At 51.3% G+C, this 25,684-nt stretch carries 26 protein-coding genes; 10 read left to right on the top strand and 16 right to left on the bottom strand.

Going from position 1 to position 25,684, the window contains the following annotated elements:
- Nucleotides 1-281 precede the first annotated feature (281 nt).
- Nucleotides 282-1,133, top strand: coding sequence for a bifunctional methylenetetrahydrofolate dehydrogenase/methenyltetrahydrofolate cyclohydrolase FolD (folD, locus tag RQP18_RS04355; RefSeq protein WP_342388940.1), 852 nt, complete (start codon nucleotides 282-284; stop codon nucleotides 1,131-1,133).
- A 343-nt stretch (nucleotides 1,134-1,476) separates the two neighbouring features.
- Here the strand turns inward: folD and RQP18_RS04350 are convergent, their stop codons facing one another.
- The 4 genes from RQP18_RS04350 to RQP18_RS04335 all read right to left on the bottom strand — a co-directional run bounded on the left by RQP18_RS04350 (nucleotide 1,477) and on the right by RQP18_RS04335 (nucleotide 5,313).
- On the bottom strand, nucleotides 1,477-2,433 hold the full coding sequence (locus RQP18_RS04350; RefSeq protein WP_342389366.1) for a calcium/sodium antiporter: 957 nt from the start codon (nucleotides 2,431-2,433) through the stop codon (nucleotides 1,477-1,479).
- A gap of 136 nt (nucleotides 2,434-2,569) precedes the next feature.
- Nucleotides 2,570-3,526, bottom strand: a complete 957-nt coding sequence (locus RQP18_RS04345) for a calcium/sodium antiporter (RefSeq protein WP_342389365.1) — start codon at nucleotides 3,524-3,526, stop codon at nucleotides 2,570-2,572.
- A 94-nt stretch (nucleotides 3,527-3,620) separates the two neighbouring features.
- Nucleotides 3,621-4,022 (bottom strand): hypothetical protein, encoded by a 402-nt coding sequence (locus tag RQP18_RS04340; protein ID WP_342388939.1) that lies wholly within the window; start codon nucleotides 4,020-4,022, stop codon nucleotides 3,621-3,623.
- A gap of 154 nt (nucleotides 4,023-4,176) precedes the next feature.
- Nucleotides 4,177-5,313 (bottom strand): globin domain-containing protein, encoded by a 1,137-nt coding sequence (locus RQP18_RS04335; protein WP_342388938.1) that lies wholly within the window; start codon nucleotides 5,311-5,313, stop codon nucleotides 4,177-4,179.
- 184 nt (nucleotides 5,314-5,497) lie between these two features.
- Here RQP18_RS04335 and RQP18_RS04330 point away from each other — a divergent pair, with 184 nt between their 5' ends.
- On the top strand, nucleotides 5,498-5,908 hold the full coding sequence (locus RQP18_RS04330) for an RrF2 family transcriptional regulator (RefSeq protein ID WP_342388937.1): 411 nt from the start codon (nucleotides 5,498-5,500) through the stop codon (nucleotides 5,906-5,908).
- 5 nt (nucleotides 5,909-5,913) lie between these two features.
- Nucleotides 5,914-6,672 (top strand): immunoglobulin-like domain-containing protein, encoded by a 759-nt coding sequence (locus RQP18_RS04325; RefSeq protein ID WP_342388936.1) that lies wholly within the window; start codon nucleotides 5,914-5,916, stop codon nucleotides 6,670-6,672.
- Between the two features lie 191 nt (nucleotides 6,673-6,863).
- On the opposite strand, the gene RQP18_RS04320 is transcribed toward RQP18_RS04325, so the two are convergent.
- Nucleotides 6,864-7,376, bottom strand: coding sequence for a type 1 glutamine amidotransferase domain-containing protein (locus tag RQP18_RS04320; RefSeq protein ID WP_342388935.1), 513 nt, complete (start codon nucleotides 7,374-7,376; stop codon nucleotides 6,864-6,866).
- Between the two features lie 150 nt (nucleotides 7,377-7,526).
- On the opposite strand from RQP18_RS04320, the gene RQP18_RS04315 reads away from it, so the two are divergent.
- Nucleotides 7,527-7,766: a hypothetical protein gene (locus RQP18_RS04315; protein WP_342388934.1), complete on the top strand. Its 240-nt coding sequence runs from the start codon at nucleotides 7,527-7,529 to the stop codon at nucleotides 7,764-7,766.
- A gap of 36 nt (nucleotides 7,767-7,802) precedes the next feature.
- On the opposite strand, the gene RQP18_RS04310 is transcribed toward RQP18_RS04315, so the two are convergent.
- The gene (locus RQP18_RS04310) at nucleotides 7,803-8,246 is read right to left on the bottom strand and encodes a hypothetical protein (protein WP_342388933.1); all 444 of its coding nucleotides are present in this window, start codon (nucleotides 8,244-8,246) and stop codon (nucleotides 7,803-7,805) included.
- Between the two features lie 92 nt (nucleotides 8,247-8,338).
- Here RQP18_RS04310 and RQP18_RS04305 point away from each other — a divergent pair, with 92 nt between their 5' ends.
- The 3 genes from RQP18_RS04305 (at nucleotide 8,339) to RQP18_RS04295 (ending at nucleotide 9,188) form a co-directional block, all read left to right on the top strand.
- The gene (locus tag RQP18_RS04305) at nucleotides 8,339-8,533 is read left to right on the top strand and encodes a hypothetical protein (RefSeq protein WP_342388932.1); all 195 of its coding nucleotides are present in this window, start codon (nucleotides 8,339-8,341) and stop codon (nucleotides 8,531-8,533) included.
- Nucleotides 8,534-8,609: 76 nt separating this feature from the next.
- Nucleotides 8,610-8,792: a CsbD family protein gene (locus RQP18_RS04300; protein WP_342388931.1), complete on the top strand. Its 183-nt coding sequence runs from the start codon at nucleotides 8,610-8,612 to the stop codon at nucleotides 8,790-8,792.
- A 111-nt stretch (nucleotides 8,793-8,903) separates the two neighbouring features.
- Entirely contained in the window at nucleotides 8,904-9,188 is a 285-nt protein-coding gene (locus RQP18_RS04295) for a hypothetical protein (protein WP_373446130.1), read from the top strand.
- Between the two features lie 46 nt (nucleotides 9,189-9,234).
- Here RQP18_RS04295 and RQP18_RS04290 read toward each other — a convergent pair whose 3' ends face one another.
- The 3 genes from RQP18_RS04290 to RQP18_RS04280 form a co-directional block, all read right to left on the bottom strand.
- Nucleotides 9,235-9,966 carry a hypothetical protein gene (locus tag RQP18_RS04290; RefSeq protein ID WP_342388929.1) on the bottom strand — a complete coding sequence of 244 codons (732 nt, stop codon included), beginning with the start codon at nucleotides 9,964-9,966 and terminating at the stop codon, nucleotides 9,235-9,237.
- A 225-nt stretch (nucleotides 9,967-10,191) separates the two neighbouring features.
- Nucleotides 10,192-10,407 carry a cupin domain-containing protein gene (locus tag RQP18_RS04285; protein ID WP_342388928.1) on the bottom strand — a complete coding sequence of 72 codons (216 nt, stop codon included), beginning with the start codon at nucleotides 10,405-10,407 and terminating at the stop codon, nucleotides 10,192-10,194.
- 163 nt (nucleotides 10,408-10,570) lie between these two features.
- A complete protein-coding gene (locus tag RQP18_RS04280; RefSeq protein ID WP_342388927.1) occupies nucleotides 10,571-11,995 on the bottom strand; it encodes an APC family permease in 1,425 nt (474 codons plus the stop codon).
- A 105-nt stretch (nucleotides 11,996-12,100) separates the two neighbouring features.
- Between RQP18_RS04280 and RQP18_RS04275 the strand changes: the two genes are divergently transcribed.
- Nucleotides 12,101-13,450 (top strand): PQQ-binding-like beta-propeller repeat protein, encoded by a 1,350-nt coding sequence (locus RQP18_RS04275; RefSeq protein ID WP_342388926.1) that lies wholly within the window; start codon nucleotides 12,101-12,103, stop codon nucleotides 13,448-13,450.
- A gap of 141 nt (nucleotides 13,451-13,591) precedes the next feature.
- On the opposite strand, the gene RQP18_RS04270 is transcribed toward RQP18_RS04275, so the two are convergent.
- The 3 genes from RQP18_RS04270 to RQP18_RS04260 all read right to left on the bottom strand — a co-directional run bounded on the left by RQP18_RS04270 (nucleotide 13,592) and on the right by RQP18_RS04260 (nucleotide 17,933).
- Nucleotides 13,592-15,175: an SLC13 family permease gene (locus RQP18_RS04270; protein ID WP_342389364.1), complete on the bottom strand. Its 1,584-nt coding sequence runs from the start codon at nucleotides 15,173-15,175 to the stop codon at nucleotides 13,592-13,594.
- Nucleotides 15,176-15,334: 159 nt separating this feature from the next.
- On the bottom strand, nucleotides 15,335-16,735 hold the full coding sequence (locus tag RQP18_RS04265) for a YfcC family protein (protein ID WP_342388925.1): 1,401 nt from the start codon (nucleotides 16,733-16,735) through the stop codon (nucleotides 15,335-15,337).
- Nucleotides 16,710-17,933 (bottom strand): M20 metallopeptidase family protein, encoded by a 1,224-nt coding sequence (locus tag RQP18_RS04260; RefSeq protein ID WP_342388924.1) that lies wholly within the window; start codon nucleotides 17,931-17,933, stop codon nucleotides 16,710-16,712. The genes RQP18_RS04265 and RQP18_RS04260 overlap by 26 nt, the downstream gene beginning before the upstream one ends.
- Before the next feature lie 1,153 nt (nucleotides 17,934-19,086).
- Here RQP18_RS04260 and RQP18_RS04255 point away from each other — a divergent pair.
- Nucleotides 19,087-20,388 carry an acetamidase/formamidase family protein gene (locus RQP18_RS04255; protein ID WP_342388923.1) on the top strand — a complete coding sequence of 434 codons (1,302 nt, stop codon included), beginning with the start codon at nucleotides 19,087-19,089 and terminating at the stop codon, nucleotides 20,386-20,388.
- 47 nt (nucleotides 20,389-20,435) lie between these two features.
- On the opposite strand, the gene RQP18_RS04250 is transcribed toward RQP18_RS04255, so the two are convergent.
- The 4 genes from RQP18_RS04250 to RQP18_RS04235 all read right to left on the bottom strand — a co-directional run bounded on the left by RQP18_RS04250 (nucleotide 20,436) and on the right by RQP18_RS04235 (nucleotide 25,218).
- Nucleotides 20,436-20,804, bottom strand: a complete 369-nt coding sequence (locus tag RQP18_RS04250) for a PH domain-containing protein (protein ID WP_342388922.1) — start codon at nucleotides 20,802-20,804, stop codon at nucleotides 20,436-20,438.
- 183 nt (nucleotides 20,805-20,987) lie between these two features.
- Nucleotides 20,988-22,325 (bottom strand): sodium/glutamate symporter, encoded by a 1,338-nt coding sequence (locus tag RQP18_RS04245; RefSeq protein WP_342388921.1) that lies wholly within the window; start codon nucleotides 22,323-22,325, stop codon nucleotides 20,988-20,990.
- Between the two features lie 95 nt (nucleotides 22,326-22,420).
- The gene (locus RQP18_RS04240; protein WP_342388920.1) at nucleotides 22,421-23,404 is read right to left on the bottom strand and encodes an LLM class flavin-dependent oxidoreductase; all 984 of its coding nucleotides are present in this window, start codon (nucleotides 23,402-23,404) and stop codon (nucleotides 22,421-22,423) included.
- Nucleotides 23,405-23,439: 35 nt separating this feature from the next.
- Nucleotides 23,440-25,218, bottom strand: a complete 1,779-nt coding sequence (locus tag RQP18_RS04235) for an SLC13 family permease (protein WP_342388919.1) — start codon at nucleotides 25,216-25,218, stop codon at nucleotides 23,440-23,442.
- A 245-nt stretch (nucleotides 25,219-25,463) separates the two neighbouring features.
- On the opposite strand from RQP18_RS04235, the gene RQP18_RS04230 reads away from it, so the two are divergent.
- Nucleotides 25,464-25,679 carry a hypothetical protein gene (locus RQP18_RS04230; RefSeq protein WP_342388918.1) on the top strand — a complete coding sequence of 72 codons (216 nt, stop codon included), beginning with the start codon at nucleotides 25,464-25,466 and terminating at the stop codon, nucleotides 25,677-25,679.
- Nucleotides 25,680-25,684 lie beyond the last annotated feature (5 nt).

Here is a 25,684-nt window from a genome sequence, read left to right as displayed (position 1 = left end):
TAAATACCCTCTCTGTATTCAGATGTTTTTTTCTCAAGTTCAGCTTAACAATACGGATGCGGATAATCAACCTAAAAACGAACATTTATTAATATTTATATCCTATTGTTTGTATTTGGTTAAATAATACCTTGTATGTACATATAAATATACGTCATTGTTCACATATTAAACAATATTCTGAAAATATGATAAATAAGCAATTTCATGAAATGGATATGGAAATCTTCAATAAACTCATGGATAATGGAGGAGGAAAATCTATTAGGAGGCGTTTTAAGATGACAGCAGAACTTTTGAACGGCAGGGAAATCGCGAAGGAATACCGCGCCGGCCTTGCCAAAGAAGTTGAGAAGTTGAAAAGCAAAGGCATCACTCCGAACCTGACAGTCGTAATCGTCGGCAATGATGGTGCCTCTCTGAGCTATGTCCGCTCAAAAAATAAAGCCGCCGAAAAAATCGGCATGACATCGGAGATCGTCCATCTCGATGAAGACACCTCCGAAGCGGAAGTGCTCAGCACAATCGAACGCCTGAACAATGACGATGCAGTCAGCGGCATTCTCGTCCAGGTCCCCCTGCCCGAACAGGTCAGCGAGGAGAAGGTGCTCGAAGCGATTGCACCGCATAAGGACGTCGACGGCTTCCATCCGGTGAATATCGGCAGACTCTATACAGGCCAGCGCACTTTCGTACCATGCACGCCGCTTGGCATCATGGAACTGCTCAAGCATACCGGCTCCCTCGAAGGGAAGGACGCTGCAGTGATCGGTCGTTCCCACATCGTCGGCCAGCCTGTCGCCAAACTGCTCACCAACGAGAACGCAACTGTCACTCTCATGCATTCCCGGACAAAGGATCTGACAGCCAAGCTGAAGGACTATGACGTCATCGTCAGTGCCGTCGGTGCACCCGGCCTTGTGACAGGCGCACACCTTAAAGAAGGCGCCATCGTCATCGATGTCGGCAACACCGTCGTCGATGAAAAACTCGTCGGTGATGTCGATTTCGACTCCGCCAAGGAAGTCGCGAGCTACATCACCCCAGTACCAGGCGGTGTCGGCCCATTGACGATTACAATGGTGCTCAATAATACACTGCTCGCTGCCAAATGGCACAACGGCATCGAATAATATCATTTTATGTATGAATAAAGCCCGGACGGCATCTGCTGTCCGGGCTATTGTGCGTGGGAAGCGTGCCAATTGCCATTGACCGGGATCACGAATGGCCATTACACCTTTTCACTTAATTTCCTGATCCCTATACCTGAACTCCCCCGGATAACGAGTACTCCCTCACCTGGGACCATCCCCGGTTCTGCCATGACCATCAGCCACTGCTGTTATTTCGTTCGTCTTCTTTTATCCATAATAAAAACCTCCTTCCCTATATATGGAGGAAAGGAGGTGGTTTGATTTTTTTCGACTGCAAATAAATTCATTCAGGTTAATGAATTGACCCAGGTCTCCGGCCCTAGTTCCTTATGATGATGTACACCAGATACGCCAGATAGGCGGCGAGCATGACTGCCCCTTCTTTGCGCCCGATCTTGAAATGGGTCCGGGAGAAGATCAGCAGCAGTACGGTCAGGGCCACCATCACCCAGCCGTCGAAGAACAGTTTGGACTCTATGGTCAGTGGCGCGATCACGGATGAGGCGCCGGCAACGAAGAGGATGTTGAAGATGTTGCTTCCGACGATATTGCCAAAAGCGATATCCCCCTGCTTCTTCATCGCTGCCGTAATGGAAGTGATGATTTCAGGCAGGGAGGTCCCGACCGCAACAATCGTCAGACCCACCAGCGTCTCGCTCATGCCGAGGGCCAGGGCGATTTCTATTGCACCATCGACGACCATGCTGCCGCCGAGTACGATGGCAATGAGGCCCGCGGCAGTCAGCATTATATTCTTCGTCCACGACTCGCCGACACCGGCATCCGCCTCAGGTTCCGCTTCCGTACGGTTTTTCATTGCGATTTCGAATACATAGTATAAAAATATGGAAAAGATCAGCAGGATGACCAGCCCATCGCCCAGACCCAGTATATTTTCCGTGGCATTCTGGAGTGCCACATCCGCCATCAGTATCATCAGTATGATGGTGGCCAACAGGGCGAATGGTATCTCCTTGCGCACTGTTTCACTCTTTACGGCAATTGGGGCGATGAGTGCAGTGATGCCGAGCACAAGCGTAATATTGACGACATTGCTGCCGATGACGTTGCCGAGCACAACGCCTGCGCTTCCTTCAAGCGCACCTGCGATGGACACGGTCGCTTCCGGGGCACTTGTCCCGAATGCGACGATGGTCAAGCCGATCAGAAGCGGGGAGACATTCAGCCTGAACGCAATGTTCGAGGCACCTTCAACGAAGTAGTCCGCCCCTTTGATCAGCAGGATGAAACCTATGATGAGCAGAATATAAACCAATGCCTTCATCTCTCTTTCCTATGATATGGATCGTCTTCTCCACTCCATTCCCTATTCATTATAAAATAAAAAACTCCTTCTCATCATTGAGAAGGAGGAAATCCGTAAATTTAATTTATGATATGAACAGTAAGCACTAGTTCCTCATGATGATGTACACCAGATATATGATGTAGGCGATGAGCAGGACCGCCCCTTCCTTACGTCCGATTTTGAAGTGGGTCCGGGAGAAGATCAGCAGCAGCACGGTCAGGGCCACCATCACCCAGCCGTCGAAGAACAGCTTGGATTCTGCAGCAATCGGCGCCACAGTGGAGGCCGTGCCGGTGACGAAGAATATGTTGAAGATGTTGCTGCCGACGACGTTGCCGATGGCCATGTCGCCTTTCCCCTTGAGGGCTGCGGTGACCGAGGTCATGATCTCAGGCAGTGATGTACCGATCGCAACGATCGTCAGACCGACGAGTGCCTCGCTCATGCCGAGTGCCAGGGCGATTTCCGTTGCACTGCTGACAACCATTTCACCCCCGATGATGATCGCAATGAGGCCACCAATGGTGAAGAGTATATTCTTCAGCCAGGACTCTCCGGCATCCGCATCGACTTTCTCCACTGCACTGGAACGGTTTTTCCGTGCCATTTCAAATACATAATACAGAAACACCGAGAAGAACAGCAGGATGATGATACCATCACCACGGTTGATGATGTTCGCTCCCGCCCCCTGCAGCGCCACGTCCGCCATCAGTATCATCAGTACGACGGCCGCCAGCATCGCAAATGGAATCTCCTTGCGGACGGTTTCACTCTGCACTGTGAGCGGGGCAATCATCGCCGTCAGACCGACAACGACCGTGATGTTTACGATGTTGCTGCCGATGACGTTACCGAGTACGACGCCCGGACTGCCATCCAGTGCGGCCAGAATCGCCACTGTCGCTTCAGGCGAACTGGTGCCGAGTGCGACGATGGTCAGGCCGACCAGCAACGGAGATACATTGAGCTTGACTGCGATGTTCGAGGCACCTTCTACGAAGTAGTCCGCACCCTTGATCAGCAGGACAAAGCCGATTACCAGAAGAATATATTCCAAAGACTCCATCTCGCTTTCTCTCTATGGTTTTATTTACTACTTTCCCTTTAAAATAAAATGAAACACAAAAACTCTCCTTTTTGAAGAGGAGAATCTAGCCGTCCTGTCCATCCTTTTCCACAAGGAATGTAATGACGAGGAAGAGCAGGAAGGCGATGAGCAGGACGCTGCCGCCTACTATGAAATAGATCATAGTGAATGTTTCATTGAAACCGAACGGGTTGAGCATATAGAAGTACATCCCGCTTGTCAGCATCACTGCCCCCAGCATGCCCGTGATGCCGTGGATATGGACGAGCAGTTTATTTCTGATGCGGTAGACGCTGTAGAATATGCCCCATGCGAACATGGACAGCCATCCCACAAGCAGTACGTGCGTGTGGATCGGACGGATGCTGTAGTCCATCTCCCCCGCCATCTGTGAACCGATGAATACGCCGAGCAGTCCGAATACTGATGCCACCCGGATGAAGTTGATACCCCATTTTCTTTCCATTATGAAGCCTCCTGATTTTTATACTGATCTGGAAAATGATTCGTTTTCCCATCCATCATTATAATATAAACCATTCCACAACAAAAAAATACACCCATCCGATTAGGGACGGATGGGTGTATCGTCTATATTTGAAATATCTTCTGGACGCTTATTATACTTTCTGAAGGCTCATTTTCGGACCGAACGGCTCGAAGTGGATGCGGGAATCATCGATGCCCATGGCATTGAGTTCGGCGATCATCGTATTCATGAACGGCATGGAACCACAGATGTAGATTTCACGGTCCTCACTGCCTGTAAAGTCTTCACGGTTCAGGTAGCCGTCGGTGTCACTATACTTCACGCTGATGTCTGCTCCATCCGCTTCCAGTTTTTCAAACTGGTCCTTGAATGGCAGGTATTGTTCGTTGATTGCACTGTAGACGAATTTGACATCCTTGCCTTTTGAAATCGCCTCTTCAGCCATTGCCATGACCGGGGTCGCACCGACACCACCGGCGATGAAGAGCAGCCTGTCGTGTTCCGCTTCGACTTTGAAGTCGCCCGCCGGTGCAGAAAGGAAGAGTGCATCGCCTTCTTCAATGCCACTATGCAGATAGTTCGAAACGACGCCCTTCTTGTCATCCAGCCCTTCACGTTTCACCGCAAATGTGATGCCGTCCTCCGCATCGTTCGAGCAGATGGAATAGTGGCGGAGTGCTTCATAGGGATAGTCTGCAGGCTTCACCTTCACCGTAATATACTGTCCGGCTGTGAAGGCCTTGTCCACATTATCGGAACCCACCGTGAACCTGACGATTTCAGGTGTCATGACTTCCTTCTTCCTGACGATGAATGGCTTGAACCCATCCCATGCTGCGGCCTGGTACATGTCCTGCTCAACATCGATGAACACCTGGGCGATCTGGTTGTAGTATTCACACCATGCATCGATGATTTCAGGTGTCGCCTGGTCGCCAAGCACTTCCTGGATGCCTTCGAGCAGATATTTGCCGACAATCGGATAATGTTCCGGTTTGATCTCGAGTGCACGGTGCTTGTGCGCAATGCCGACAACGTGCGGAACAATCGCATCGAGGTTATCGATATGCTTCGCTGCTGCCAGTACCGTCATTGCGAGGGCCTTCGGCTGGTCGCCGACCGTCTGGTTCGTCTGGTTGAAAATGTTCAGAAGTTCGGGATGTGCCTTGAACATATTTTGATAGAATGTGGATGTAATTTCGGTTCCATGTGCTTCCAGTACAGGAATCGTCGCTTTGATGACCTCTTTTTTCTCTTCAGTAATCATATGGTTAAAACCCCTTTTGTCAAAAGATATATTTTCAATACATCTTTATGGTAATTTAATATGAAACGGTTTTCAAGTTTTTGTGCTAAATTTCACATTTCGTTCACAGAATAATTGCGTTTCGAGGCACTTTATTTATATCAGCAATGAATGCGTGTATAATTATATGAAGGAGATGATTCCAGTGAAACTGACATTATATACGGACTACTCTTTGCGGGTGCTGATGTACCTCAGCATGCGTGAAGAAGAGAAAGTCCAGATAGATGAAATCGCAGGCTACTATAATATTTCGAGAAACCACCTGACAAAAGTGGTGCACCATCTGTCGAAGCTCGGCTATGTCAAAACTGTACGTGGTCGCGGCGGAGGGATTATGCTAAACTATAAACCAGAAGCGCTCAATATCGGCGAAGTCGTCCGCCAGACGGAAGACAACTTCCATATGGCCGAATGCTTCTCGGAAGGCAATGAATGCGTTCTGACACCCGTATGCGGACTGCGTTTCGTGCTGAATGATGCCCTCAAGGCATACCTTGAAGTGCTCGATAAATATACATTGCAGGACATTACCCCTAAAGCAATACCGAGGTGACCATAATGAATACAAGTACAATAATAAAATTCATGGCCGGACTGCTGCCGGCAGCGCCGATCACAGGAGAGCTGCTGGATGAAGAGCTGCAGCAGGCGGAAACGTCCGAAGCAGAAGCAGAATCCGAAACCGGGACTGATTCCAAGTATGCCGATTACAACGGACCAACGATGGAAGAGGAAATCGCGTCACATAGTGGCAATGTGCCGGCCATCAAAGGCACCGACGCCTACAATGTGCAGGTCGGGGACGATTTCGATCCGCTTGCCGGCGTCTACGCCATCGACAATCGCGACGGGGACATCACCGGCAACATCGAGGTGACCTCCAACAACGTCAACACCAACCGGGCAGGCAGCTACAATGTGTCATACCGTGTCGAAAACAGCCGCGGTGGATTCTATGAATACACACGTGTAATCGAAGTGTCGAATGCTGCAAGCGACCCGATACCGATGATTCCACCGACTGAAGAAGAACTTGCTGCCGCCTCCGGAGAATCCGAAGAGGCTGAGGAGAATGCTGCCAGCAGTTCTGCCATCACATTCCTTGGACTTGAGGACATAACCATTTCCCAAGGTTCAGAGTTCAATCCCAAGGAGGATGTCGCAATCATCGATGTGGACGGCAGTGATATCACCCACCGCACCTATATTTCGGGCGAAGTCGATACCGAAACACCGGGTGAATACACGATTGCCTACGCTGTATTCGATCATTTCGGCGATCCCCATGCCAAAGCACGCACGATTACAGTCGAATAGACGGAATCGGACCGCCCTCTAGTTCAGGGGGCGGTTTTTTGGTGTTCTTACTCTCACCTGTCATTCGTAATTCCAACGAATGTCAATTGGAGCCTCCCGCCCCCTCTTCATCCAAAAAAAGATCCAACCCTATTTGGGTTGGACCTGCTGTTGATTCCTTAAATTTAAACCTCTTTACATATCACAATTGGTTAGGCAAGCTGTGCCTTGATTTCACGGTTGAAGTCTTCCAGGTCATCCGGCTTGCGGCTGGATACGAGGTTGCTGCAGACCACAACGGATTTGTCATGCACTTTTGCACCTGCGTTCTCCAGGTCTTTTCTTACGGAGATGAAGGAAGTAATGTTGCGTTCCTTCAACAGGTCGGTATCGATGAGTACCTGTGGTCCATGACAGATTGCGAATGTCGGCTTGTCCTCCTGGAGGAAGTGTTTTGCGAATTTGCCGAAACGGCCTTCCTGGTCGGCACGCAACAAGTCTGGGGAGAATCCGCCAGGTACCAGGATTGCGTCATAGTCTTGCGGGCTTGCATCAGCAATGCTTTTATCCGCCTGGAACTTGCCGCCCTGCTTACCTTCTATTTCTCCGGCTTCGGGTGCGATGACTTCCACCTCGTGCCCTTCATTCTGAAGTGCCTCGACCGGGCTTGTATATTCGACATCTTCTACCATGTTGGTCATGATTACTGCGACTTTCTTAGCCAAAATCAATCACTCCTTATAGAATATCGTTACATTATATAGTGTTCCACATCATAGAGGTCTTTAAACATAAATCCCTGGCATTTACATCTAAATAAATATCATTGACAAATAGAACAGACGTTCTTATACTATTCTGGCAGGAGTGATCATATGCAGTATTCATACGATAGAAATCTGGAATATAATATACTATATAATGTAAAGCACGAACTGTTCGACTATCCGAACACGAGCATGGCGGAATATGATATCCGCACTGTGGACTTTCATATGAAACTGATGGAGCAGAAAGGCCTCATTATATTGATACCGTTCGACTACGACTTCTACTACAGCAATATCGAGCTGACGGATGAAGGCGAGGCGCTGCTTGAACAGAAAGTCCGGTAGACCATAATAACCCTCCCGACCTGGAGAGGGTTATTTTCATATGGAAAGGTCGAATGCCCTGAAGACTTCCGCTTCCGTTTTATCATCAAGCACTATGACCGGGTCATCAGAGTCGAATCCGCCGATCAGTTCCCCCTCCTCCACCGTATCCACGATGGCGAGCCATTCCACGCGCAGTACATACTCCTCTTTGCCGAAATGGGGGTTGATGCGCTGGATCTCCTTGAAAGGATACGCATCCTGGTCGATCAGCCGGCCGCCCTGATGCATCCTGAAATCCCGGAAGGGTACGGCCGGTTCCACCACCCTCCCGACGCCAAGCCAACCCTGGCGTGTGCTGTACAGCGCAAACAGATCCCCCGGTCCCGGGCCCATGACGCTTTCCTTGAAGCGGGTCGTCGTCACGCTCACAATGCCGAGCCGCCGATATATCCCGAAATCCCGGAATGTCTGATTGAATTTGCCATTTATTGCATACATGTCATCACCTCACCCCACTTTACCCGAAAGGGTAATGTTTCACTCCGTTTCGCGACGGGTACTGAAATAAAAAGGAAGGGAGAGGTTGCCACATGTTCAAAAAGGATAAGACGGAGAAAATGTTCGAAGAATCATCCGACGAAAAACTTGGACAACGCAATTCCGAAGACGACTCCATGGAGGACGTCCTTTCCGATATAAATAAGAAGCGCAAGGAATTCTATGTGGACGAAGAGACGGACAAGAGCGTCTTCCACGACAATCGATACGATTCCGGAAACCGTTAGAAGTTTAACCTTCCCACGAACTGGGAATCGACCTATGGAAAGCAAAACTACAATTCATAAGAAGAGGTGTTTACTGATGGCTGATGATACAAGCAAAAAAGACAAATTCATGGGCAAGGCGAAAAAAGCTGCCGGCGACATGATGAATGATGACAAGACGAAAGAAGAAGGCAAGCGTCAGGAGACGGAAGGCAAAGTCAAGGACGCTGCGAACGACGTAAAAGACAAGGCAACAGACGCATTCAACGACAAAAAATAGCATCCCCCGGCACCGTCCATCGGACGGTGCTTTTTCAATGGGTTTGACGATCCATGTTTAGAACCTTGTATATATAGGTAAACATATAGTATAAGAATTAACGCAAAGGAGATGTTGATTATGGCTGAAGAGAAAAAAGGATTATTTGATAAAGCAAAAGATGCTGTAAATAATATTAAAGACGGCAACGGCGATGGCGGTGTCAAAGATAAATGGGACAACGTCAAGGAGAAAGGCGACCAGGTCGTCGATCGCTTCGGTGGCGGTGAAGACAGCGCCGACCCGAACACTGAAGAAAGCAACACGGGCCGTGAGATGACAGACAAAGATACGACTACACGTGCCGGTGACGACCAGAATGACAAGGGCAATGACGGCGATCGTCAGAATCAATAATGCAAAAAAGGTGGATTCCAAAAATGGAATCCACCTTTTTTATCGGCTATTCATCAGCTACGATCAGTTCATCACCGTTTTTTCCGGCGCTCGCTTCCAGATTTTCCAGCTGACTGAGTGACTGGGAAGCACTCGAGAGGTACTTGCTGCTGTTCTGCAGATGGATGTCGAGCATCGCTTCATTCATCGCATAGTCTTCATTCTGATTCATCAGTTTGAACTCGATCAGTGCCAGTGTACGGTTTGAAATGGCCAAATACAGGTCTGCTTTCACCTGTTCAAGCACCACTTCATGCTCCGGTGCCAGGAATGCCGGCGTTTTCAGACTGTCGACTTGCATTTCCAGTTCCCCGTAGGACTCATGCATCGCTTCCAGGTTGGCTGCCAGCGTGTCGCTGTCGAGTCCGTGCCATAGGAACTGGTTATACATGGGCGTAAAAGTCTCTGCCCACACCCCGGAAACTTCCTGCTGGATGCCTTCCGCCTTGCGGGTCACATCCTCTATCTGTACCGACTCCTCTTCGGAGTAGTCCACGTTGACCGCGTTCATTTCTTCCCGGCTCGTGGTTCCCGTAGCATGTTCCGGGTAGTCATCTGCATCCAAAGTGGTTATTCGGTCCGTGTATTTGATAGAGGAATCCAATTGGATGCTCTTATGTGTAATCATGTTCACCATCGGTCTTTCAGTATTGAAATCCTCGAAGTCGACATTTTGCTTCGCACCGGCGCCACAGGCTGTCAGCATCCCAACTGCGAATAATAGGAATATCGGTTTCAATTTGGTCGTCTCCCTCATCTTTCGGATGATCTCCCGTAATATAACGAACCTATTGTAACACAACTGTAATATTTACAAAAGCCCAACCTTCTTCCCTGCTTTTCCGGCAAATACAAACTCCCGGCCATGAAGCCGGAAGTTCATGGGAACCTCCATATTTTCTCTGTCCAGCAGCACTACTGATGGAGCCGACTCATCGTTACATGGATGGATGCGCAGTTTGCACTATTGTTTACGAAACTGGTTCCTTTCCTCCGGACCGATATGGATGACATCCTCCTCCACCACTTCGATATCCTCGCCATCGACCGGAAATTGCCCTTCCCCCTGGATGAGATGAAAATATAGTTCATGACCGGGATGGTTGTGTTCAGGCAACTTCTGTCCCGGCAGAAAGTTCAGGACGAACATCGTGCTGTCGGCTTTTTTGAATACATTCACCTTTGTGAACCTCTCTTCTGCACCGCATCGTACGTCACATGTCCTGGAAACAGAGGTATCGGACCGGAAAATCGCATCAGAAAAGGTGGAAAGACAACTCCCATTGGAGCGCCTTTCCACCTGTCATCCACTTCAGGAATGGGTCATTCATGGATAAAGAATTTTACTCATCCTTATTGAGGATCAGATAATCCAGTTCCTCTTTTGTCAGGGCCCTGAGCTTCTTCAACTGGAAAAGGAAGAAGATGGCACCGAGCACCACCCATGCACCGAGTGCGATGTATGATGGTGCACTGAGTGACGCGGGTGACCCCGGATACAGCAGCAGCACGAGAAATGCCAGTGAAATCAGTGCACCCAGCACCCCGAAGATGATATACAGGATGTTATAGTTCTCTTTCCTGCTGAAGAATTTGACCGCCACGAGGCTCGTGATCAGAAATGCGACGGAGACGCCGGTCGATGACATGTCGACAATCCAGCTGAGCGCCGTACGTCCGAGCCACGGTGCCGCCAGGCACACCGTCATGATGAACAGCACGGCGACATAAGGCGTTTTATTTTTACCGAGTTTCATGAAGACCGGCGGAATGAACCGTGCACGCCCGAGGGCGAACAGCAGCCGGGATGACGACAGATAGAAGCCGTTCAGCCCCGTGAATACGCCGAATGAAATTGCCAGTGCCAGCAGTGTCATGCCGAGTGCGCCCATGGAGGACTGGACGACGGATCCAGTCACCCACAATGCACCATCGATCGACTGCTCATCCGGGTATACCCAGGAAGTGATCAGGATCATCAGTACATATGTGATGATGGAGGCGATGATGCCGAAGACGATCAGTTTGAAAGTCTTATCCGGACTGAATTTGAATTCTTCGGCCGCCTGCGGGATGTTGTCGAATCCGACATACATCCACGGCGCAATCGCGACGATCAGGATGATCGACGTCCATATGCCGTTCTCATTGTTGAACAGTGGCTCGGCATTGGACAGCGCGAACTCGCCCGAGAAGAACGACCATCCGAAGAGCACCGTCACCACAAGCGCCATGAATAGGCAGAATAGGAACTGCAGGTTCCCGGACAGGCCGCTCCCCTTGATTGATATGAATGCAAAGAGAATCAATACGAGGGAAGACAGGATCACTTCCATTATATAGACATCCCAGCCTGCAATCGTATATAGATAGCCGATTTCGAGAAATTCAGGTAGAATGAACTTGAACAGCAGGCTGAAGGCACTGGCATTCAGGGCGACGACACATATGTATCCAAGTGCCAGAAACCATGATGCGATGAAGCTGACATATTTTCCGAATCCGGCATAACTGAATGCGAATTCGCCGCCTGAGACGGGAAACCGTGTGGTCAGTCCACCATATGCCACGGCGATGATCAGCATCAGGATGCCGCCGATGGTGATGCCGAGTGTCGATCCGAGTGTGCCCGAGGAGACCAGCCAGTCTCCCGGGAGGATGAAGGCGCCCCATCCGATGCTTGAACCATAGGCAATGGCCCAGATGAAACGCTTGGACATGGTATTGTCCAGTTCCGTACGTTCTACGTTGGATAAATTGGTTTCCATATATTTTTTTAGCTCCTCTTTTTGTTTTCTAGAATATAGCCTACCAGAGTATCCCTTAAACGTAAAAGGGATTTATTGCACAATAAAATGTTGGGAGGAAAAAATATGACACTGTTACGTACGATGAAATACTCGATATTATCAGGCATACTCCTGCTTGCCGCGTGTGGAGGAACGGAAGATGCGTCCCCTGAAGGAACGGCGGAAGAAACCTCTGAAGAAGCAACAGGTGAAGAAGCAACAGGCGAAGTAGTGGAAGAAACTTCTGAAGAGATTGAAAGCATGGAGACATTCGGTGCGGAGGAATGGACCCAGTACCGCTTCAACCCTGAAAAGAATGCGGTAATCGATTCGGGTCATGAGCCGCTCAAAAATATGAAGTTCAAAACTGAAGACGAAGTACGCGCGACCCCTGTCGTCGCTGATGGCAAACTGTTCATCGGCAACCACAGCTCCGGCCACATCCTTGCATTCGACCTCGAATCCGGCGACAGGATCTGGGAGGAGACGGCACCGAACTGGATCCACTCCGAAACCATCTATCATGAAGGCACGGTATATGTCGGCTACGGCAACCGCCATTTCCAGGATAATGGCATACGCGGCACTGGGGAAAGCGGTGTGATGGCGCTTGATGCAGAAGAAGGGGAAATCCTCTGGGAATTCGAAACCGAAGGGGAAGTCATGCCGACCCCTGCCATATATGAAGACCACCTATACATTGCCACCGGCGACCGTCACCTGTATAAGCTGACACTCGATGCAGGTGAACTCGCGTACAGACACGCACTCGGCTCCACCGTCAGCATGTCCTCGCCCAACATACATGAAGATACGCTCTATGTCGGCGGAAGCGGTCCTCTGCCCTACACTTTCTATGCATATGACCTCGAGCAGGATGAGGTGAAATGGCAGACCGAATTCGACGAAGTCGTCATGGGCCTCGATGATGTCCCGCCAGCCGTAAGTGAAGGCACCGTCGTCACCACTGCACTCGTCGAAAATGAAGATGGAGAAACCGAGCATGAAATCTATGCGATGGACACCGAATCCGGCGAAATCCTCTGGGAGGACAACTGGGGAACAGGGGAACCTGTCCAGAACAACAAGTCCGGAGCCCCCATGATATATGAGGGTTCGGTATACGTCGCCAGCCCAAAAACACAGACATACTATGCCTATGACCTCGAGAGCGGCGAACAGCTGTGGGCCTATGAAGACGAGGCCGCCAAGGCGCCACCTGTGGCCAAGAACGGAATCGTCTACTTCTCCAATGTAGAAGGCAGGGTCGTCGGCATGGACGCCGAGACCGGCGAACCGGTCAAGGAGAAGGTGCTCGGCGGCACCCTCGCCCCCGCCGGCCCCATCATCGTCAATGACACCCTTATCGTCGGCAGCCAGGACAGTTATGTCTATGTCGTCCCGTTGAGCGATTTCGCAGATGCGAAGGAGTAGAATGATGTGCTGGGACGGTTTTCGTTTCTAATTGTCACTCACTGGAATACTCAGCGACAATTGGACAAACTGACAGGCACTCCCCGCCCTATCCAGACAGAATGCCCCGCCTCATAGAGGCGGGGCATTCTTTTTAATTTGTTATCCACTGAAGTTCAGCAGGTCGATGCCGAAAATGATCGGCATCAGGAGGTAGACGAAAGTCACTATCAGGATGACGCCAAGGATGTTCAGGGCGAATCCTGTCTTGGCCATCTCCTGGATGGTGATCTTCTGGGTACCGAACACGATGGCGTTCGGCGGGGTGCCCACCGGCAGCATGAAGGCACAGTTGGCCGCCATGGCTGCAGGCACCATCAGTGTCAGCGGATGGACTTCAAGTGCGATCGTCAGTCCGGCGAGTACCGGCAGGATCATCGTGGCTGTTGCGGTATTGGACGTGATTTCCGTCAGGAACAGGATACCCAGCGCAACAATGAAGATGATGATGACGATATGGATGCCTTCCACAGCCGTCAGAAGTTCACCGAGCCACTGGTCGACCCCGGTCTCCACGATGGCGGCTGCCAGGGCGAGACCGCCTCCGAAGAGGAGCAGTACACCCCACGGCAGGTCACGGGCGACGGACCAGTCCAGAATACGTTTCGACTTCCTTTTTGTCGGCAGCAGAAACAGGATGACCGCTGCCATCATGGCGATGGATCCATCCGTAAGCATTTCCGTTACAGACCAGTTGGACCAGATGAACCCGCGCGTGATCCACATGAATGCAGCGAACAGGAAAACGACGAGAACGAGAATTTCTTCCCGGGTGATCCTGCCCAGCTTGTCGAGTTCGCTCGTGATGATCTCCCGTCCGCCCGGCAGATGGTCCATGCCATGCTTGAATGAAAAGAAATGCATGTATGCCCATGCCAGGAGCAGGAAGATGATGACGATTGGAACACCAAACAGCATCCATTGCGCGAAGCTCATCTCGATGCCGAAGAGCTCCTGGAGCTGTCCCGACATGATGATGAGGGGCGGTGTGCCGATCAGCGTACCGAGGCCGCCGATCGTACCGGCATAGCCGATGCCGAGCACCAGTGACTTTTCAAACTTGCGCAGGTTGTCATCCAGATCATTTTTGGATAGGGAGTGCGCCTCGCTGATGATCGCCATGCCGATCGGAATCATGATCATGACCGCTGCGGTGTTGCTGACGAACATGGACAATATGCCTGTCGCTATCATGAAGCCGAGCAGGATGGTCGCAGTCGTCGTACCGATTGCCTTTATGATCGTAAGCGCAATCCGCGTGTGCAGGTTCCACCTCTCCATTGCAATGGCCAGCAGGAATCCCCCCAGGAACAGGAAGATGATGTCATTGCCGTAGGCACTTGTCGTCGTATCGCTGTCCATGATGCCACCCAGCGGGAAGAGGAACAGCGGCAGGAGGGATGTCGCAGGAATCGGAATGGCTTCCGTAATCCACCATGTCGCAATCCATAATGTCGATGCCACTACGAACACTCCGGCTGAATCGAGCCCATCCGTCTGCAGGAAGAGCAGTGTGAGTATGAACAGCAGGGGCCCCAGAATCAGGCCAACCATCTGCATGCGGCCGTATGATTTGGCAGGCCCCTCATTTTCAGGTCCACGATTGCCCTGTTCAGCATGCTTCTTGGCTTCGTCCACACTGAAGAATTTAAGCAGCGACTTCGTCCGCTTGGACTCCCGCCACATGTTCCGATATGTATTTTTCAACTTTGACAATTTTTAAACCTCCTCGAAAACGCTTTCTATGAACACTAGATGAAGATATCATATTTTTTTGAATATTGCCATACCAATTTTACACAATTTAGAAAGCCGGCAACCATGAATGGATGCCGGCTTCCCCTTCTATAGTGGACCCCAGTTGATCATGACACCGATGGCCAGGACGGCCATTGCGATGACCGACCAGATGATGAACAGCGGCAGCAGCCACTTCGCCCATTTTATCCATGGCACTCCTGCGACTGCGAGACTTGCCATCAGCGGCCCGGAAGTCGGGAAGATGCTGTTGGAAAAGCCGTCACCGAACTGGAATGACTGTACAGCCACCTGGCGTGTGACGCCGATCATGTCTGCAAGCGGTGTCTGGATCGGCATGATGATCGCCGCCTGCCCACTCCCCGAAGGGACGAAGAAATTGAACACGGTATTGGCGATGAACATGCCGATGGCCGCAAGCACGGGTGTCAGCGCACCGAGCGGTACGGATAGTGCATTGACTATCGTATCCAGTATGTTCGCCTGTTCCATCACCACAAGCACTGCACGGGCCACACCGATGATCAGCGCACCGTAGACAAGGTTCTTGCACCCTTCCAGGAATGTCAATGTCAGCTTATTGTAGTTCATGCCTGCAATGATGCCGGCTACAACGCCGATGATGATGAAGAAGGCTGCCATGTGGTTCGTCGTCCACTGGAACTGGATGACGGCGAATACGAAGAACGCAAGTGCCGCGGCCACCCAGCCGAGGATGAGCTTATGGCGTAAGGTGAACGGCGCATCTTTCATATCCGCTTCGTCCCCCTCGTCTTCGAGAATGCCCATCAGGCTGCGTGAGGGATCACGCATGATGCGTTTGGCATACACCCACGTATACCAGATCGTCACGCCCACCAGCAGGACGAACGAAATGACCCTCAAGAGCATGCCGGAGAAAAGTGGCAGCTCTGCAATCGCATGCGCGATGCCGACCGTATATGGGTTCAGGAATCCGGCAGCAAAACCGATGAAGGTCGCGCCGAACGTAATGGACACCGCAACGATCGCATCGAGCTTGAGGGCGCGTGCCAGCATGACGCCAATGGCGACGAACGGGATGACGGAGTTCGCCACCGCACCTGTTGCGCCACCGAGTGCAAACAGGACGGAGATGACCGCGATCAGCATGAACTCCCTGCCGCGCATCTTGTCGACTGCACTCATGATGCCCCCAGTTATCGCCCCGGAACGTTCCACCACTTCGAACATCCCGCCGGCAAACAGTACCAGGAAGATGAGGCCTGCCGACTCGACCATGCCGGTCTGCAGTGCCATGAAGACATCCATGAAGCCGACCGGGTTCTGTGCAGTACTTTCGAATGTGCCCGAGACCACGCGCTCGACGCCGTCCACCTGCTCCCTTTCAAAGGCGCCGGCAGGCACGAAGTATGTGGCAATCGCCGTCGCCACCAGCACGAGGAATAGAATGACATACGTATCCGGCATTTCAAGACGCTTTTTATTTGGAGGATTCTGCTGTTTCACAAGCCGCAACCTCCAGTCCATTCATATGGTGCAGTACCGCGAGGATGAACACCTTGCCGATTTCCGTCATGGCCCGTTCATCCACATCGAATTTCGGATGGTGGTGCGGATAGACTGCACCGATCTCGGGATTGCGTGCACCCACAAAGAAGAAGGATCCCGGTACATGCTCAAGGTAGTAGGCGAAGTCCTCGGATGTCATCATCGGCGCCTTCTCAGTAACGGCCATATCCGGTAGATGGGCTTCTGCAAGCGCCTTGAGCTGCGCCGTTTCCGCTTCACTGTTGATCAGCGGTACACAGCCATATGTAAAGTCCACCTGTGCCGTCGCTCCGTTCTGCGCAGCCGTCGACTCGCTCATCAGGCGGATCCACTGCTCCATCACAGCTTTCGATTCCGTATCGAATGTACGCGTCGTGCCTGAAATAGTAGCCGTGTCCGGGATGACGTTCGTCGCCTCCCCGCTGTGGAACTTGCCGATTGTGACGACGTTCGATGCGTTCGGGTCCATCTTGCGGCTGACGATCTGCTGCAGGTTCATCACAAGCTGGCTCATCGTGACAAGCGGGTCCACCGTCGTATGCGGAATCGCTCCATGTCCGCCCTTGCCCTGAATGGTGATGTCGAAATTGTCTCCGCCTGCCATCGCATTGCCCGGTCTGAAGCCGATTGTCCCATAGTCATCATCTGCCCAGACATGAGCGCCATATATGTAGTCGACGCCCTCCAGACAGCCATCGGCAATCATCAGCTGCGCGCCGCCCGGCGGCAGTTCCTCTGCAAACTGGTGAATGAAGACCACCGTCCCTGCCAGCTCTTCCCTCACACCGGCCAGAACGGTCTCGACCGCCATCAGCGCCGCCGTGTGCACATCATGACCACATGCATGGCTGACACCATCAATCGTCGATCTGTACGGGACATCCTTCTCATCCTGTATCGGCAGGGCGTCAAAATCCGCGCGCAAAGCCACCGTCGGCCCCGGTCTGCCCCCCTGCAAAGTGCCGACCACACCATTGCCACCGACGTGCATCCTGTATTCAATGCCGAGTGATTCCAGGTGCTGTCTGACATACTCCGGTGTAAACTGCTCCTTGAAGGACAGTTCCGGATACATGTGCAGATGTCTGCGCGTCTTCACCATCTCCGGATATAGGCCTTCCAGCTGTTCAAATAGTTCCTTCTGCAATTTCATCATTCCTCCGTTTTTATTATGATACATATTATTACATAATTATTCACATAAATAAATGTATTTTTAGTTTTCTGCATAATAAAAACACCTTCAGTATATGAGGTGTGCCATCAGAGCGGTCATTCATATGATTGTCCTATAAAAAAAGGCATCCCAAATGACTTCTGTCTCTCTTGCATTTGGGATGCATATATCTCCTTGCTCACTTACTCCTTTGTGGTGTGGATGAGACCACAGTGGATGTTACGGACGGAGAATGATCCTATACCGATCCTCTTAGCTTCATTCTATATCTTCTACAAAGTTCATTTTTTTCTCACACCAAACAAATCCTCACTTCTGGATTCGAATCAGCTGCCTAACCACGAATGGCCCCCGACCAAGGTGCAGCTGACTGAACGAGTGTCAAAATACAGTTCATTAAAGTTGTGCTACGAAACCATGATGAAACGCTCACGTCAATGCATATGCGATGATACATGGAATATGTGGTTTCCAAAAAATATTTATTATTATGATAAAGCTTCATGCACCCTACGCTACCCTCCTTCTGACCGGTTTGAAACTTTATCTAATAATCAAATAACATAGCAAACTTTCATGTGATACAAGTTCATTTTTCCCCTTTTTTCTGTCACTATTAACTTGCTTCCATTATATATCACACGATGTGTATTATCAATACAAATTATACAAATATTCTGAATCATTGAAATATTTACTAGAATTTATTTTCATTTTTCAAAGCTGATATGAAATTATATATTTTGCATTTTGACCCGTCCCCTTCCTGAAATGGATATAGGAGCAATGTGTATGCATGATATATGTAGAGAAGTGAATATAAACCCGTCTTTATTATCTTCAAATAGAGACAAATACACCTTTGAAAATTCTTTCTTCTACAATTATTCAGTATATTCACTATGATGTGTTCAACATCCTCTTTACCGAACAGCTTACTAATAATTACCAGGTTTTATTTTTGTAAATTATTTTAAATTAGAAGTTTCATGGAAAATTATTTATTATTTCCCTGCTTTGTGTCCTTATATTATAGCATCGATAAATTTTCAGAAAATAGTGCGCTTTGTCTTATTCCCCTGACCTTCCTCCATGCTAAAATATAGGTAATAAAACAAAGGGGATGATTCAAATGACAGAAAGGCAATCAAAGCAGACAGTCTATGTCGACCAGTTTACCAACGGAATCCTCAATCCGGGAGATGAAATGCAGTATGTCGTCAAAGATGGTGGGCATATCGTCGCCAATACGGCACCCGGCTGCTGGGGACCGATGATCACGCCGGAACTCAAGGGCGGACACGAAGTGACGAAGCCCGTCTTCGTCGAAGGTGCGGAAGTCGGTGATGCCATTGCAATCCACATCAACTCGATACGGGTGACATCGATGGCTACCGCCTCCGGCAACGACAAACCGATGGAAGGCAGGTTCACAGGCGACCCCTATGTTGCCGGCATCTGCCCGAACTGCGGTGCAAAAAACCCGAGGTCGAAAGTAGAGGGCATCGGCCAGGGGGCGGTCAGATGTGTGGAGTGTGGAGAAGATGTCACCCCCTTCACCTTCGCCAATGCCTATACGATGGCATTCGATGGGAAGCGGACGATCGGTCTGACGTTGGATCAGGAAGGTGCGGAAAAGATTGCGCATGAAGCGAAACGGTATATGTCGACGCCGGAAAACTCCATACAGAATCCCGTCGTCACTTTTGCGCCCCATGACATCGTCGGTGCCGTGGCGCGTGTCATCCCATTTCTTGGACAGCTGGGAACGACTCCTGCCAGACCGTTTCCCGATTCCCATAATGCCGGAGACTTCGGTCAGTTCCTGATCGATGCGCCCCATGAATACGGCATTACGGAAGATCAGCTGATCGACCGCACCGACGGCCATATGGATATCAACCGCGTCCGCGAGGGTGTGACAGTCATCTGCCCCGTCAAAGTGAAGGGCGGCGGCGTCTATCTTGGAGACATGCATGCCATGCAGGGCAACGGAGAAATTGCGGGCCATACGACAGATGTCGCCGGCATCGTCGATTTGAAGGTCGAGGTCATAAAGAACCTCGTCATCGAAGGGCCCATCATCCTCCCGCTTGGCGAAGACCTCCCCGCCCTCGCCAGACCGTTTACAGAACAGGAGCTGGAGAAGGCGAAGGCACTTGCAGCAGAGTGGCGGATTGAGGAGATCGAAAAGAGCTACCCGGTATCATTCGTCGGCACCGGCGCCGACCTGAATGGGGCTACACTCAACGGCATGGAGCGGGCAGCCGCCCTATTCAATATCGACGTGCCGGAAGTCATGAACCGGGCGACCATAACCGGCTCCATCGATATCGGACGGAATCCGGGTGTCGTTACCGTCACGTTCCTCGCCCCGAGGGAGTACCTGCTCAAGGCCGGCATCCTGGATCATGTTGAAGAAATGTACAGATAGCAGACAGAAGAAAACGCCTTCCATCAATCGCGGATAGGCGTTTTCTTCTATTTCAGCACCGCTTCAGCGATCAGACGGTCAAATTTCCGGATATCCACTTTTTTGCCCAGATTGATCTTTATGTGGCCCACTTTCGTCCAGAGTTCCACTTCGGCGTTCACATCGAACATGCCCGCCGCATTTTCCGTCGACCACATGTCTATGGAGCTGTATGGGAGGGAGTACATCTCGACCTTCTTGCCCGTCATGCCCTGGGCATCGCGGATGATCATACGCCTGTCGGTGAAGATCGCCGCATCCCTCAATGTCTTGTATGCAGCAATAGGGCATTCGCCCCCTATCAGAATATCATCGATATCATTCGGAATGTCCGTTTCGAACTGCAGTGTCCATGCAAGTATGTTTGCCGTTTCCATAATCCGGCTCCATTTAATATATTATATTTCCAGTATAATACAAATCAGTGGATTTTGTCCTGTGGTGGATGGATTAGGGGCCTCCAATCGTCATTCGTCGGAGTCACGACTGACAGTTGGGCGCCCCACTCTCTTCCCTTAAAAAAAGACCCGCTCATCCGAGAGGGTCTTCATTTTATCTACTTATGCATTCCTCTTCAGGTGCAGCCATCCTCTCGAGTAGGAGAAGATGATGATGGCCAGGCTCAACACAATCGTAATCACCGAAAACAGCCAGTGCTGTCCGTTCAAAATGAACAGCGGTGCAAAGGTGATGAGCGCAATTTCGACGGGCGCAATCGGGATATAGGCAAGCCCATAGTCCTCGAGCGTTCCGCTTTCAAGCTTCGGATCGACGATGCGGAGCAGCGCAATACCCATTGCAACAGCCCCCGTAATCCAGCCAAATGTAAATATTCCCTTTTCAAACCAGTGCTCCTGGAAATAGTACTGGGAGACGAACCGGTAGAAAGTATATGTGAACAGTATGCCGAAAGCCATCAGTATGAGGAACGGCACCAGGTTCTGTGCAACGACCGTCAGGTTGATGGAGGCGATGCCGAAGGCGACGAGGACATCTGTTGCACTGCCGCTCACTTTGGACATCACGCTCTTGTCGATGTACTTGTCCATGTCGGCTGCCTGGAGCAGCAGGCTCAGGGCGAGGCCGACGAGGAAAGCGAGGGAGAATGCCGGAATGGCAAGCCCGTCATAGAGGGATTCCCCGAACTGGCTCAAATAGTAGCCGATCATCGTGACGAAGACGACGAGTGCCATATGGAAGACGAGCGGGTCGATGGAGATGGCGGAAACCGTATCCTTCCCGCCCCATACACGCTTCTCCTCCGGGATGAGCCCTGTCCTGAGCTCCTCGGGCAGCTCATCGAATCTGGAAATATAGTTCGCATATCCTTCATTCGCACTTTTCCTGATCAGCGCCAGACCGACCCCGATGGCCAGGATGGCACCGAGCGTTGCGGATGTCATCGCAAGGGAAGTGGCTTCTTCCCAGCCCTGCTGGGCGAATGCATCCCCGAGTGCGGCTGCGGTGCCATGGCCGCCGACGAAGCCGGCGGCAAGGATGAGTCCGAAGCCGTTGTGGACGTCAAATGCCGGCACGAGCAGCACCAGCGCAAACAGCAGTCCGAGCCCCCACATCAAGAGCATCGCAATCTGTGAATAGGACCACAGTCCGCCGACCTTGTTGATCATCTTCCTGATATTGAACCGACCCGTGGTCAGCGGGATCGCAGCGAATACGATCGCGATCAGTACACCGGGATAATCCCCGATGAACTCTGAAAATGACAGCCATCCGAGCATGTTCGGTCCGAAGATCAGTCCGAGGATCCCCGCGATGATGCTTGCCGGCATGAATGACCGCTGCAGGATGCCGATGCGTGCGCGCAGGAACATTCCAACGAGCAGCAGCATCGCAATGAGACCGAGATCGGTCACAAGATTCCATACTGTAAATTCCATGATGCAACACCTCTTTCTAAAGTCAACTAAGCTAATATAGCACAAAAATCGTTGACGATGAAAGCGATTGAGTGAAGCACTTTTACAATATCATATTAAGGCTGCTGCAAATAAATTTCGGCAAGCCGTTCAAATGAACGCTTCTTCTCCTCCCAGTCATGGAGGTTGCACAGGATGAGCCAGTCGTCGCATTCGTACAGGCCGCTGTAGTGGTCAAGCTCTGCCCTGACCGTATCCGGGCCGCCGATGATCATACGCCTGCGGTTGTTCCTTATTTTTTCACGTTCCGCCTCCGTCAGTGCTTCATACTTCTTCTGCGCCGCTTCCGGCGTCGGCACCTGGCTGTCGAGCCCCTTCTCCACATTCAGGAGCCAGATGTCCTGGCTCTGCGCCAGCGCTTCTGCATGGTCGTCATCCTCACCGCAGATCACGAATGCACATGCACGTGCGACGGGGTTTTCCATGAACCCCGGCTCGAATGCATCATGATACGCGCGGAATGCCTCCACGCCGCGGTCCGGCCGGATGAAGTGGCCGAAAACATAGCCGATGCCGAGGATTCCGGCAAGTACGGCACTGTTTTCCCCGAGGCCGAGCGAATGGAGTTCCGGGCGCGCGGTGGTCCGTGGTGCGGCCCGCACTCTGGCGCTGCCGTCCAGATACTGTATCAGATCCTTCAGTTTATCCGGGTATTCGGCCATCTGGTTCGGCTTGCCGTCCGCCAGCAGCTTTCGGATGAACTCCCCGCCGCCGGGCGAGCGTCCGACGCCCGCCTCGATACGCCCGGGAAACAGCGACTCGAGCTGTGCAATCTGCGATGCCACCTTGAAGGGGCTGTATTGCGGCAGCAGGATGCCCCCGCTGCCCACCTTCAGCGTTCTGGTCCGGCTCGCCACCGTGGCCATCATGATCTCCGGCGCACTCGACACCATGCCGCGAGTGGCATGATGCTCTGCGAACCAGTAGCGTTTGTATCCAAGGCTTTCCGCCGTCTGTGCCATATCAATCGTGTGTGCTGCCGTCTGTTCAGCCGTCTTGCCCTTTGGCTGCGGCATTTGATCCAGGATGCCCAGTTTCATCTTTTTCTATCCTTTCCTTCTCTGTGTACTTTATTTTAGAACCATACGGTATAGATGATCAGTGTGGAGATCACCATCGTCATCAATGACAATGGGACGCCCACTTTGATGTAGTCGGTGAACTTGTAGCCGCCGGGACCATAGACGATCAGGTTCGTCTGGTAGCCGATCGGTGTGATGAAGCTTGCGGAAGCCGCGATGGCGATGGTCACGGTGAGTCCCATGTAGTCCATGTTCATCTGCGTCGCCATCTCCATCGCAATCGGAAACATCAGCACGGCTGCCCCGGTGTTGGTGATCAGTTCAGTGAATATGTTCGTCATGATGTATAGGATGGCGATGACACCTAGAACCCCGAGCGGTCTTGCGACCATCAGCATGTTTTCGGCCAGGAACTGGGCGAGGCCCGATTCCATCATCGCCGCCCCGACGCCGAACGCACTGGCAATGAGCAGGATGACGTTGAACTGGATATAGCTCAACATCTCATCGGCGTTGATGAATTTGAAGAGCATCAGCAGGATGACCGCAATCAGCATCGCCTCGAACATCGACAGGAATCCGAGCGTCACAGAGGCGATCATGACGAGCAGAAGTGCAAGGCCCGCCCATCCTTTCGCACTGCTCTGATGCAGCGGTTCCGGCGGCGTCAGGGAAGTGACGACATAGAAGTCGATGGAATGCATGTGCGTCTCCAGAAAATCATTGCCGGCGAGCAGCAGCACCGTATCGCCCGGCTTCAGTATGATATCCCCGACACGGCTCTTGATCCGCTCATTATTGCGATGGACAGCAATGACGCCGGCACTGTATTTCGAACGGAACCGTGCGGATTTCACGGATTTCCCCACCAGTCCCGACTGATGGGAGATGACCGCCTCGACCAGCTCGAACTTGTCGTCCTTCAGGCTGTCCAGTGTCTGGTCCGTGCCCGTCTTCAGCGTGATGCCCTTCTGCTTCTGCACGGATGCGATCGTATTGATTGTACCGGAGAACAGCAGGTGGTCCCCCTCTTCGATTACGGTACTCGGCGTCACGGGAAAGATGCGGGTCTCATTGCGGATGATTTCGATGATGTATATCCCCTTCAGCGAGTTGTTCACCGCTTCGACGATTCGGCCATTGACGTGCTCGTAGTCCTTCTCGATCACCGCTTCCGCCAGAAATTCCTTCACTTCCTCGCGGATCTGCTCCTTTGCCCCGAGCGTGTTCGGCAGCAGACGATACCCAAGGGTGAAAATGTAGACCAGGCCGGCAAGCGCAATCGGCAATCCGACGACCGACAGCTGGAAGAATCCGAAGCCTTCCCGTCCTGACTCGATGAGGAGGCCATGCACCACCAGGTTCGTCGATGTGCCGATCAGTGTGATCGTCCCGCCGAGAATCGTCACATAGGACAGTGGGATGAGGAATTTCGATGGCGCAATCCCATTCTTCTGACACCAGTTTTTGATGATGGGCGTCAGTGTGACCACGATCGGCGTATTATTGAGAAATCCCGAAAACAGCGAGATCGGCGCAAGCAGCTTGATCATCGAGCGCTTCGTCCCCCTGTGGTCGCTGAGCAGGCGGTCGATGTAATTTTCTATGATGCCATGCTTCTGGATGGCACCGGCAACGATGAAAAGAAGCAGGACGGTGAGCATCCCTTCATTGGAAAAGCCGCTCAGCGCCTGTTCGGTTGAAATGATTCCCGTCAGCAGAAAGACGACCAGAAAGAAGAAGACGATCAGGTCGGCACGGGCGACTTCAAACAGCAGGCCAAGGAGCATCAGTACGATCATCAGGGCAACAAAAATCATTTCAGCTGTCATCGGCATTCCCCTCCCGTTTCCCCATGGATGAGTAGTTAGAATATATCATAGCATAACCGCCCGATGCGATAGGACGAATTTGTTTGAATATAACAGACATGTATCCAGTTTATGTAATATGAAAACGATTTAATTGTAAAAATTCACCCCATAATGATTAACCGCCCCAAAAACGGATATGTAAGACTATCAACGCATTGAAAAATAAATTCATGGGATACTCATACGCAGAGGAGGAAAGGAAGATGGAAAAGTTTTCGAGCCAGCAGATTGAGAAGCTGATCGAAATAAAACGCGAAAAGGGAGAATTGAAAGACCAGGCGGACTGCATGCACAGGGATATCGTCAAATGCTATCTCAACGGCAAGGCACACCGCTATGTCTGCATGGAATGCGGCTTTGCAGACAAAAGCCGAGCCGCCTTCTTCTCCTATCCCCAATCCGACAGGCAGATGGGATAACCGAT

Source organism: Salinicoccus sp. Bachu38 (genome assembly GCF_038561955.2).
Classification (GTDB): Bacteria; Bacillota; Bacilli; order Staphylococcales; family Salinicoccaceae; genus Salinicoccus; species Salinicoccus bachuensis.
Note: the sequence above shows the minus strand (reverse complement) of the source record. Positions and strands in the feature narration are given on the sequence as shown.

Coding starts and splice junctions, on each gene's coding strand:
- folD (WP_342388940.1), top strand. CDS start 282: ATGACAGCAGAACTTTTGAACGGCAGGGAAATCGCGAAGGAATACCGC.
- RQP18_RS04340 (WP_342388939.1), bottom strand. CDS start 4,022: ATGGAAAGAAAATGGGGTATCAACTTCATCCGGGTGGCATCAGTATTC.
- RQP18_RS04335 (WP_342388938.1), bottom strand. CDS start 5,313: ATGATTACTGAAGAGAAAAAAGAGGTCATCAAAGCGACGATTCCTGTA.
- RQP18_RS04325 (WP_342388936.1), top strand. CDS start 5,914: ATGAATACAAGTACAATAATAAAATTCATGGCCGGACTGCTGCCGGCA.
- RQP18_RS04315 (WP_342388934.1), top strand. CDS start 7,527: ATGCAGTATTCATACGATAGAAATCTGGAATATAATATACTATATAAT.
- RQP18_RS04310 (WP_342388933.1), bottom strand. CDS start 8,246: ATGTATGCAATAAATGGCAAATTCAATCAGACATTCCGGGATTTCGGG.
- RQP18_RS04305 (WP_342388932.1), top strand. CDS start 8,339: ATGTTCAAAAAGGATAAGACGGAGAAAATGTTCGAAGAATCATCCGAC.
- RQP18_RS04300 (WP_342388931.1), top strand. CDS start 8,610: ATGGCTGATGATACAAGCAAAAAAGACAAATTCATGGGCAAGGCGAAA.
- RQP18_RS04295 (WP_373446130.1), top strand. CDS start 8,904: ATGTTGATTATGGCTGAAGAGAAAAAAGGATTATTTGATAAAGCAAAA.
- RQP18_RS04280 (WP_342388927.1), bottom strand. CDS start 11,995: ATGGAAACCAATTTATCCAACGTAGAACGTACGGAACTGGACAATACC.
- RQP18_RS04275 (WP_342388926.1), top strand. CDS start 12,101: ATGACACTGTTACGTACGATGAAATACTCGATATTATCAGGCATACTC.
- RQP18_RS04270 (WP_342389364.1), bottom strand. CDS start 15,175: ATGTGGCGGGAGTCCAAGCGGACGAAGTCGCTGCTTAAATTCTTCAGT.
- RQP18_RS04260 (WP_342388924.1), bottom strand. CDS start 17,933: ATGATGAAATTGCAGAAGGAACTATTTGAACAGCTGGAAGGCCTATAT.
- RQP18_RS04255 (WP_342388923.1), top strand. CDS start 19,087: ATGACAGAAAGGCAATCAAAGCAGACAGTCTATGTCGACCAGTTTACC.
- RQP18_RS04250 (WP_342388922.1), bottom strand. CDS start 20,804: ATGGAAACGGCAAACATACTTGCATGGACACTGCAGTTCGAAACGGAC.
- RQP18_RS04245 (WP_342388921.1), bottom strand. CDS start 22,325: ATGGAATTTACAGTATGGAATCTTGTGACCGATCTCGGTCTCATTGCG.
- RQP18_RS04240 (WP_342388920.1), bottom strand. CDS start 23,404: ATGAAACTGGGCATCCTGGATCAAATGCCGCAGCCAAAGGGCAAGACG.
- RQP18_RS04235 (WP_342388919.1), bottom strand. CDS start 25,218: ATGACAGCTGAAATGATTTTTGTTGCCCTGATGATCGTACTGATGCTC.
- RQP18_RS04230 (WP_342388918.1), top strand. CDS start 25,464: ATGGAAAAGTTTTCGAGCCAGCAGATTGAGAAGCTGATCGAAATAAAA.